This is a genomic window from Methylobacterium sp. WL6 (assembly GCF_008040095.1).
GTDB lineage: Bacteria > Pseudomonadota > Alphaproteobacteria > Rhizobiales > Beijerinckiaceae > Methylobacterium.
The window spans coordinates 1-8,801 of record NZ_VRVH01000191.1 but is presented as its reverse complement, the minus strand read 5'-3'; the positions used below and the strand labels follow the sequence as shown (position 1 = coordinate 8,801).

The 8,801-nt window shown below is 72.4% G+C and carries 9 protein-coding genes; 1 reads left to right on the top strand and 8 read right to left on the bottom strand.

Annotated features, from left to right (window positions below):
* The 8 genes from FV230_RS20015 to FV230_RS19970 all read right to left on the bottom strand — a co-directional run.
* Window positions 1-529: ATP phosphoribosyltransferase regulatory subunit (locus FV230_RS20015; RefSeq protein ID WP_187275561.1), on the bottom strand; the 529-nt coding region annotated here is incomplete at its 3' end.
* Between the two features lie 618 nt (window positions 530-1,147).
* Window positions 1,148-2,674 (bottom strand): histidine--tRNA ligase, encoded by a 1,527-nt coding sequence (hisS, locus tag FV230_RS20005; RefSeq protein WP_147843635.1) that lies wholly within the window; start codon window positions 2,672-2,674, stop codon window positions 1,148-1,150.
* A gap of 385 nt (window positions 2,675-3,059) precedes the next feature.
* Entirely contained in the window at window positions 3,060-3,563 is a 504-nt protein-coding gene (locus FV230_RS19995; protein ID WP_147843634.1) for a DUF3429 domain-containing protein, read from the bottom strand.
* A 187-nt stretch (window positions 3,564-3,750) separates the two neighbouring features.
* Window positions 3,751-4,995: an MFS transporter gene (locus FV230_RS19990; RefSeq protein WP_147843633.1), complete on the bottom strand. Its 1,245-nt coding sequence runs from the start codon at window positions 4,993-4,995 to the stop codon at window positions 3,751-3,753.
* Between the two features lie 177 nt (window positions 4,996-5,172).
* A complete protein-coding gene (locus FV230_RS19985; protein WP_147727231.1) occupies window positions 5,173-6,039 on the bottom strand; it encodes a flagellar motor protein MotB in 867 nt (288 codons plus the stop codon).
* 34 nt (window positions 6,040-6,073) lie between these two features.
* Complete coding sequence (gene motA, locus FV230_RS19980; RefSeq protein WP_147727230.1) at window positions 6,074-6,931, bottom strand: flagellar motor stator protein MotA; 858 nt, start codon at window positions 6,929-6,931, stop codon at window positions 6,074-6,076.
* 177 nt (window positions 6,932-7,108) lie between these two features.
* A complete protein-coding gene (locus FV230_RS19975; protein ID WP_147727229.1) occupies window positions 7,109-7,978 on the bottom strand; it encodes an SDR family oxidoreductase in 870 nt (289 codons plus the stop codon).
* 93 nt (window positions 7,979-8,071) lie between these two features.
* Window positions 8,072-8,461: a tautomerase family protein gene (locus FV230_RS19970; protein WP_147843632.1), complete on the bottom strand. Its 390-nt coding sequence runs from the start codon at window positions 8,459-8,461 to the stop codon at window positions 8,072-8,074.
* Between the two features lie 100 nt (window positions 8,462-8,561).
* Here FV230_RS19970 and FV230_RS19965 point away from each other — a divergent pair.
* Window positions 8,562-8,801, top strand: a 240-nt coding sequence (locus tag FV230_RS19965; protein ID WP_147843631.1) for a LysR family transcriptional regulator, incomplete at its 3' end; no start/stop codon positions are given.

The following is an 8,801-nucleotide window of genomic DNA, read 5'->3' as shown; positions in this document are numbered from 1 at the left end:
CGGCCGCGAGCGCCCGCAGCGTCCGGCGCTTGGCGGCCGGCGGCACGCTCAGGGCCTCCAGCAGCGCCACCGTGAGCCCCATGTCGCCGAGGCGCACGCCCGGCGCCGCGTGCCCGAACAGGGCGAGGCCTTCCAGCGCGATGCCGAGCACCTCGGCATCGGCGGCCGGCGTGTCGGTGCGGCCGATCGATTCGATGCCGGCCTGCAGGAACTCGTCGGGCTCATCGGCCGCCAGCCGGAAGACCGGGCCGCAATAGCTGTAATCGGCCGCCTGCCCCTCGGCCTGCGCGCGATGCAGGCGGCAGACGGGGATCGTCAGCTCCGGCCGCAGGCACAGCTCGGCCCCGTCCGAGCCCTGCGTCACGAAGATGCGCCGGCGGATGTCCTCGCCGGACAGTTCCAGGAACGGCTCCACCGGCTGCAGCACCGGCGGCGTCACGAAGCGGTAGCCGCCCTGCGCGAGATGCGCCGAGAGCCGCGCCTGCGCGAGCCCGTCCGCCCCCATCTCTCCTGCCTGCGGTCGCGTCATGATCCTGCCCGTCGTCGTCGAGCGGTTCTGTAGCAACCGGAACCGGGCTTGGCGACCGCCCCGCCGCCGCGCGCGGGCGCGAATGAACACGCAGGGGCGAACCTGTGGGACGCGGCGGCCGTGCGGCGCCCGGCGCACCGGCTCTGATGGGTCCCCAACCCGATGGGAACCGGCTCCGATGCGCGCCCCCCTCGCCTTCCTCCCGGCGACCTGGGCCCTGGCGACCTGGGCCCTGGCGACGTTGGCCCTGAAGACTTGGCCGCTCCTCGCCGCGCCGGCGCGGGCGGAAGTCCCTTGCGACGCGCTCCGGGGCGAGCGCAACGCGGTCTACGCCGAGGCCGGCTGCTTGCCGCACGCCGCGCGGGCTCCGCGCCTTCGGCAAGGCCGGCGGCCGCTACGGCGACATCGCCGACGTGCCGCTCCCGGCGCGAAACCGCGCCAAGGTCGCCGAGATCCAGCGCCGGGAGCGCGCCGCCGGCTGCCCGCGCTGAGGGGGCCGCAGCTTTTCCCTCCCCCGACGGATCTTGGGCTCGCCCGAGATCCGCATCCCGTGTGCCCGAGTCGGGCAGGCCCGACTGGGGTGCGGGGGAGGGAGAGTCTGACCGTTGGCGCTTGCCTTCAGGCCTCGTCCGAAAAGTGCTGGGCCAGCACCTCGCGCACGCGGGCGACCATCTCGGCCTCCGGGCAGGAGAACTGCGCCGGCCGGGCGGCCTTCCACTCGGCGTTGCTGGCGATGTTGCGGGCGGCCTCGGCGCCGGCGATGAGGTCCTTGACCTGGACCTCGCCGGCCGCGCGCTCGTTCGAGCCCTGGATGATCGCCACCGGGCTGCCGCGGCGGTCGGCATACTTCATCTGCGCCTTCATCCCGGCCCCGCCGAGGTAGAGCTCGGCCCGGATGCCGGCCTGCCGCAGGGTGGCGACGAGCCGCTGGTAGGCGGCGATCTCGTCGCGGTCGAGCACAAGCACCACCACCGGGCCGGGCTTCGCCGCCGCCTCGACGAGCGGGCTGCCGGTGAGCTGCAGCGCCGAGAACAGCCGCGACACGCCGATGGAGAAGCCGGTGGCCGGCACCGGCTCGCTGCGGAACCGCCCGACGAGCCCGTCGTAGCGCCCGCCGCCGGCGACCGAGCCGAAGCGCACGGTCTGCCCGTCCTCGTTGACGACGGGGAAGGTCAGCTCGGCCTCGTAGACCGGGCCGGTGTAGTATTCGAGGCCGCGCACCACCGAGGGGTCGACGCGGATGCGGTCGACGCCGTAGCCGGCCGCGTCGACGAGCGTGGCGATCGTCCGAAGCTCCTCGATGCCGGCCCGCGCGGTCTCGTTCTCGCCGAAGGCCGAGAGCAGCGCGTCGACGAAGGCGAATCGCTCGGGCGCCGCCTCCGAGCCACCGCCAAGCAGCAGCGCGATCACCTTGTCGGCCTGGCCGGAATCGAGCCCGGCGCCCTTGGTGAAGTCGCCCGATTCGTCCTTGCGGCCGGGGCCGAGCAGCAGGCGCACGCCCTCGGTGCCGAATTTGTCGAACTTGTCCATCGCGCGCAGCACGGTCAGGCGCTGCCCGGCCTGGGCGTCGCCGGCGAGCCCGATCGTCGCGAGCACGCCGTCCAGCACCTTCCGGTTGTTGACCTTGATCACGTACCGGCCGGCGAGCCCGAGCCGGTCCAGCGTGTCGGCCATCAGCATGCAGGCCTCGGCATCGGCGGCGACCGACGGCGCGCCGACGATGTCGGCGTCGAACTGCATGAACTGGCGGAAGCGGCCCGGCCCCGGCTTCTCGTTGCGGAAGACGAACCCGTTGCGGAAGCTGCGATAGGGCTTGGGGATCGCCTCGAAGTTCTCGGCCACGTGGCGGGCGAGCGGCGCGGTCAGGTCGTAGCGGAGCGAGAGCCAGGCCTCGTCGTCGTCCTGGAACGAGAACACGCCCTCGTTCGGGCGGTCGAGGTCGGGCAGGAACTTGCCCAGCGCTTCGGTGTACTCGACGAACGGGGTCTCCAGCGCCTCGAAGCCGTAGAGCTCGAACGTCGCCCGGATCGTCTCCAGCATCCGCCCCTGCGCCGCGATCTCGGCGGCGCGGCGATCGACGAAGCCGCGCGGCAGGCGGGCCTTCAGGCCGGGCTTCTCGCCGGTGTTGGAATCGGCCTTGGACATGACGGTTCGTTTCGATCGCGCGCTTCGGGGGTCGCCGGGCTGTATCGCGGCGGCGGGGGCAGCGGCAAGCCGGCGGCTTGGCGACGGCGTCGCGCGACAGGATCCCGACGGCATGGCACGACGCCCGCAGATGGATCGCGGGGAGCCCCTCTCCCCGCACGCGGGGAGAGGCTCAGCGGCACCTCGTCGTGCCGCTGAGCAGCGGCGGCGAAGCCGAAGCGAGGGTGAGGGGGTGCGATCGGAGGAGGCTCCTCGGTCGAAGCCCCCTCACCGTCGGCTGCCGCCTCGCCGTGCTCCCCGACAAGGGGGAGACACGGCCCTCTCCCCGCGTGCGGGGCGAGGGGATGCACGGTTGGCGACGCGCCCGGTGGGTCGACGCAGCGACCTAGTACGGCGAGATCCACTTCAGCCAGAGCAGGGCCGCGAGGCTGATCACCGCGATCGGCATCTGCAGCGGGCGCAGGCGGGCGAAGAACAGCGGCGCCTCGCCGGCGCGCGCGGCGATCGGGTCGAGCACGGCGATGGCGGCGTAGCCGACGATCAGGAGGCCGAGCGCCGGGATCGCCTTGCCCATCACCACGGTGACGAGGGCGGAGAGCCCGAGCACGAACAGCCCGAGCATCGTCGCGATCTGCATCACCGTCGGCCCGCCCTCGGTGCGGCAGCTGACGCCGCGGCGAACGCCCGCCAGGAACAGCAGGATCGCGGCGCCGTAGAGGATCGTCATCAGGGCGACGAGGTAGTCGAGCGGCTGGCCGCGCATCCACCATGCGGCGGCGGCGCCGGCCGCCAGCGGCAGCATCGGCCCGTAGCCCAGCACCACGCTGAGCCAGGGCGTCTCGCGCGATTCGTGGGCGGTGAGGGTGCGTCCGGTGGCGTCGTCGCGCATGGGAGGGGGCCGTTTCCGTGTTGTCTCGGGCAAGGGGCGGGCAAGGAGGGGAGGGGGTAAGGTGCGGGCGGCCGCGCGTCGGGACGATGCGACCGGCCGACACGGGGCCTGTCGCGCCCCGGCGCGTCACGTTTCGTGCCACCCGATGCGCGAGCGTGAACCCGCGCGCGATCCTGCAGTTCCGGGATCACGTCGCGGGGTGCAGGGTGCGGGCCTGGCGCCGCCGCGAGCGCCGGCCGGGCTCGGGCGTCGCGTCGAACCAGATCACCAGGGCGAGCGCCGCCAGCGCCGGCGCGCCGAGCGCCAGGAACGCGCCGGTCCAGCCGAGCAGGCCGAAGGCGAGGCCGCCGTACCAGGCCGAGAGCGCGCCGCCGATGCCCTGCACCGCGTTGACGGTGCCGAGCGCCGTCTGCGTCCGGCCCGAGCCCCAGGTCAGGTCGGCGACCACCACCGGCACCGCCACGCCGACGATGCCGGAGGCGACGCCGTCGAGGATCTCGGCCGCGATCAGCCAGGTCGGGTCGTCGACGAAGGCCGAGAGCGCGGCGCGCACCGGCAGCACCGCGAAAGCCGCCAGCAGCAGCTTGCGCCGGCCGCGCCGGTCGGCGAGCGAGCCGGAAAACAGCGCCACCGGCACCATCGTGAGCTGGGCCACCATCACGTAGATCGCGGTCCAGTGCGTCGCGCTGACGGCGGTGGCGACGAGCTTCTGGCCGAGCAGCGAGAGCATGCCGCCGCTGCCGAGGTTGAACAGCGTCAGCGCGCAGGCGAGCACCAGCAACCGGCGGTCGCCGAGCACGGCGCGGATGCCGGCCCGCTGCGGCGCCTCCTCCGCTCCGTCTTCCCCACCGGGCTCCGTCCAGCCGACCGCGCGGCGCTGGCTCCAGGCCGAGGCCGGGGTGGTCAGCGCGGCGGCGATCGCCAGCACCGCCATCAGGCCGAGCACCCAGAAGGCGATCGCCGACCCGAACCGGGCGGTGCCCAGCGTGATGGCGCCGGCGGCGATCAGGATGCCGACGTGGTTGAAGGCCTGGTTGCGCCCCTGCTGGCTCGGGAACCGGTCCTTGCCGACGATCCCGAGGGTCAGCGCGGTCACCGCCGGCAGCAGCAGCGTGCCGCCGGCCGCCGCCAGCAGCTGCGCCGTGAACACGAAGGCGAAGGCGCGGGCCGGCAGCAGCAGCAGCGTGCCGGCGAGGATCGCGGTGCAGGCCGCGGCGATCAGCAGACGCGGCCGCCCGACCCGGTCGACCAGCGCGCCGAACGGGCCGGAGAGCAGCAGCGTGCCGAACCCGACCAGGGTGGTGACGAGGCCGACGCGGGCCGGGCTCCACGATCCGGCCTCGGCCAGCCACGTGCCGAGGAACGGTCCCAAGCCGCCCTGGATGTCGCCGATGAAGACGTTGATCAGGGCGAGGTGGGTGGTCGGGGCCATGCCGTCCTTGGGTGCACGCGGGAGCGGCGCAGGGCGTGGCCCGGTCCGGTCCCGCGGTCAAGGTACGATCGGATCGGGCGGAGTCGCGGTGCTCAGGTGGCGCAAGCGGTCCGCTCGGGGCGGAAAGCGGCGCGCGGGAAGACGCTGCGGCCTCGGAGGGCGCCGGGCGCCCCGTCGTCAGCGGAGAACGTTCGGGGGCACCGGCGGGCTCCCGTTGAGCAGGGTGATCGTCACCCGCCGGTTCGGCGCGATGTAGGGATTGTCGGGGAAGACCGGCTCGGTGTCGGCGCGTCCCACCACGGACGCGAAGTTGTCGTTGGGCACCCCGGCACCGGCCAGGACCTCGCGCACGGCGAGCGCCCGCCCGGCGGTGAGGGTCCAGGGCTCGCCGGCCCGCGTCGAGCCCGGGCGCGCGGCGGCCGTGTGGCCGGTGATGGACAGACGGTTGGGCAGCTTGCGCAGGGCGGGCGCGAGCGCCTCCAGCACGCGGCGGGTGCGCTCGTAGGGCTCGACGGAGCCCTCGCGGAACATCGAGCGGCCGTCGTCGTCCACGAGGGAGACGTTCACGCCCTCCTTGGTCGTCTCGAACACGATGTTGCGCGACAATTCGGCGATCTCGGGCAGCTTCTGGAGCGCCTGCCGGAGGCTGGCGATGGCGCTGTAGTTGGCCGGAACGCTGGCGGCCCGCCGGCTCGCCTCGAGATCGCTGGCGCTGCCCGGGCTGCTCGCGCGCACCGCATCCTCCTGCTGGGCGGAGCCCGTCGCCGCCTCGCGGGGCTTGGACGGCTTGTTGCCCGAGGTGTCGAGGGAGGTGCCGTACAGCAAGCCGCCGGCGCCGCTGGTCGCAGGGCTCGAAGCCGCCGGCGCGAAGTATTCCGCCAGGCCGATCTTCTGCTCCTGCGTCGTCATGCTGATCAGCCACATCAGCAGGAAGAACGCCATCATGGCGGTGACGAAGTCCGCATAGGCGATCTTCCAGGCCCCGCCGTGGTGGGCATGCGCGGCCTTCTTGACCTTCTTGATGATGATCGGCTGGAGGGCCATGGCCGTCGAGTCCCTGCGCGAGGTGGGGTCGGAACTAGGCGGGCAGGGCGGCGGTCGCCGCTTCCACTTCGTTGAAGGTCGGGCGGACGTCGCTCATCAGGGCCTTGCGGGCGAACTCGACCGCCATCACCGGCGGCTGGCCGGCGATGTGGGCGAGGAGGCCCGCCTTGAGCGAGACGTAGTACTTGGATTCGGCCTCGAAGAGGCTCTTGAGCGACTGCGCCATCGGCCCGAAGAAGCCGTAGGCGACGAACACGCCGAAGAAGGTGCCGACGAGCGCGCCGCCGATCAGATGCCCCAGCACCTCCGGCGGCTCCTTGATCGCCCCCATGGTCTTGATCACGCCGAGCACGGCGGCGACGATGCCGAGCGCCGGCGTTCCGTCGGCGAGCGACTGCATGGCCGAGATGATCCGCTCCTGCTCCTGGTGGTGCGTCTCCAGCTCCTCGTCCATCAGGGCGTCGATCTCGTGGACGTTGTTGGCGCCCAGCGTCACCATGCGCATGTAGTCGCAGACGAACTCGACCGCGTGGTGGTTCGCCGCGAAGGTCGGGAAGCTGTTGAACAGCGCCGACTCGCTCGGCTCCTCGATGTGCGGCTCGAGCGCCATCAGGCCCTTCTGCTTCGCGAGCCGATACAGCGAATACTGCATGCCCAGCAGCTCGACATAGGCTTGCTGATTGTATTTCGGCCCCTTAACGAGCGTGGCCAGCATGGCGGGCACGGCCTTGAGCACCGGCCCGGTGTTGCCGATGATGAAGGCGCCGATCGCCGCGCCGAGGATGATGACGAACTCGAACGGCTGCCACAGCACTTCCAGGTGGCCGCCCATCGCCGCGTAGCTGCCGAAGACGCAGGCGAAGACGACCAGTGTGCCGATGATCAGCCGCATGATTTGCCACCCTTGCGCGGCGGCAGGGACAGCCCGAGCGACGCCACTAGCGATCCGACAAATTGCCGATCTCGGTTAACGGCGGGTTTAGGCCGTGGCTCGGATGCCGTCCGGCTCCCTCGGCTCGCGGTCCGGGCGCCCGGCGACGGCGCCCGGACCGCGCGCCGAGACCCGCCCTCAGATCGTGACCATGCCGCCCGTCACCGCGATCATCGCGCCGTTGATGTAGCTCGCCGCGTCAGAGGCCAGCATCACGTAGGGGGGCGCGAGCTCGGCCGGCTGGCCGGGGCGCCCGGCCGGCGTCATCGAGCCGAAGCTCTCGACCTGGCTGGTGTACATCGTCGACGGGATCAGCGGCGTCCAGATCGGGCCCGGCAGCACCGCGTTGGCGCGGATGCCGCGCTTGCCCAGGATCTTGGCGAGGTTCGCCACCATGTTGCACAGCGCCGCCTTGGTCGAGGAATAGGCGAGCTGCTGCTCGACCGGGTTCTTGGCGTTGACCGAGGAGGTGGCGATGATCGAGGCGCCGGGCTTCAGGTGCGGCGAGGCGGCCTTTAGGATGTAGAACATCGCGTGGACGTTGACCGCGTATTGCCGGTCCCAGTCGGCGATCGCGATGCCCTCGAGGTCGTCGGCCAGCACCTGCACGGCGGCGTTGTTGACGAACACGTCGAGCCGGCCGAACTCCGCGATCGTCGTCTCGACCAGCGCGGCGCAATGGCCGGCCTCCGAGACGTCGCCCGGCAAGAGCAGCGCGCGCCGGCCGGCCTTCTCGATCCAGGCGGCGGTGTCCTTGGCGTCGTCGTGCTCGTCGAGATAGGCGAGCGCCACGTCGGCGCCCTCGCGGGCATAGGCGATCGCCACCGCCCGGCCGATGCCGGAATCGCCCCCGGTGATCAGCGCGACCTTGCCGGTGAGCTGGCCGGAGCCGACGTAGCTGTGCTCGCCGTGATCGGGCGGCGGCTGCATCTCGGACGAGCGGCCGGGATAGGGGATCGGCCGGGCCGCGAAGGGCGGCTCGGGGCGCGGGGAGGCGGTGTCGGACATGACGTTCCCATCGGTGAGGCCGCGGGATGCGGCGCCTCCTCGGGAACACGCCGGGAGGCGGACCGGCTCAAAGCGGCCTGCCGCGCCGGATCGTCACGCCGTCGGGCCGTACTGCATCAGCCCGTCGCCGAACGACCAGTTCTCGCGCGCGACCTCCACCAGGTTCACGAGCACGTTGCCCGGCTTCACGCCCGGATCCCGCCCGAGGTTGCGGGCGATCGCCGCGTAGAGCGCCCGCTTCTGCGCGGTGTCGCGGGTGTCGTTGGCGGTGATCTGGATCAGCACGAGGTCGTCGTCCCGCGCGATGCCGAGATAGCCGGGATCGTAGGCGAAGGCGGAGGAGCCGTGCTCGTGGATCACCGTGAACAGGTCGTTCTCGGGCACCGCGAAGGCCTCGCGCATCGCCGCGTAGAGGCCGGCGACGAGGGCGGCGTGGTAGGCCGGGCTCTTGCCGGCGCGCAGGGAGATGCGGGTCAGGGGCATGGCGGGAGTCCTCGGGCGCGGTCGAGGGACACCCTTGCCGTCCGCGATGATAACAGCAAGATATCGGACGCTATATCTGCCATAACGAATCGTTGTGCTGATGACCCGCCCGCTCGACATCGAAAGCGTCCAGGCCTTCGTGCTCACCGTCGACCTGGCGAGCTTCACCCGCGCCGCCGCGGCGCTGGAGACCTCGCAGGCCGGGATCAGCCTGCGGCTGAAGCGGCTCGAGGACCGGCTCGGCTGCCGCCTCGTCGACCGCACCCCGCGCAGCGTCCGGGCCTCGGCGCGGGGCGAGCGCTTCCTGCCCGCCGCCCGCGACCTGCTGGCGGCCCATGCG

What these genes read in the sequence shown, in the direction of transcription:
- hisS (WP_147843635.1), bottom strand. Translation starts at nt 2,674, where the DNA reads ATGTCCAAGGCCGATTCCAACACCGGCGAGAAGCCCGGCCTGAAGGCC.
- FV230_RS19995 (WP_147843634.1), bottom strand. Translation starts at nt 3,563, where the DNA reads ATGCGCGACGACGCCACCGGACGCACCCTCACCGCCCACGAATCGCGC.
- FV230_RS19990 (WP_147843633.1), bottom strand. Translation starts at nt 4,995, where the DNA reads ATGGCCCCGACCACCCACCTCGCCCTGATCAACGTCTTCATCGGCGAC.
- FV230_RS19985 (WP_147727231.1), bottom strand. Translation starts at nt 6,039, where the DNA reads ATGGCCCTCCAGCCGATCATCATCAAGAAGGTCAAGAAGGCCGCGCAT.
- motA (WP_147727230.1), bottom strand. Translation starts at nt 6,931, where the DNA reads ATGCGGCTGATCATCGGCACACTGGTCGTCTTCGCCTGCGTCTTCGGC.
- FV230_RS19975 (WP_147727229.1), bottom strand. Translation starts at nt 7,978, where the DNA reads ATGTCCGACACCGCCTCCCCGCGCCCCGAGCCGCCCTTCGCGGCCCGG.
- FV230_RS19970 (WP_147843632.1), bottom strand. Translation starts at nt 8,461, where the DNA reads ATGCCCCTGACCCGCATCTCCCTGCGCGCCGGCAAGAGCCCGGCCTAC.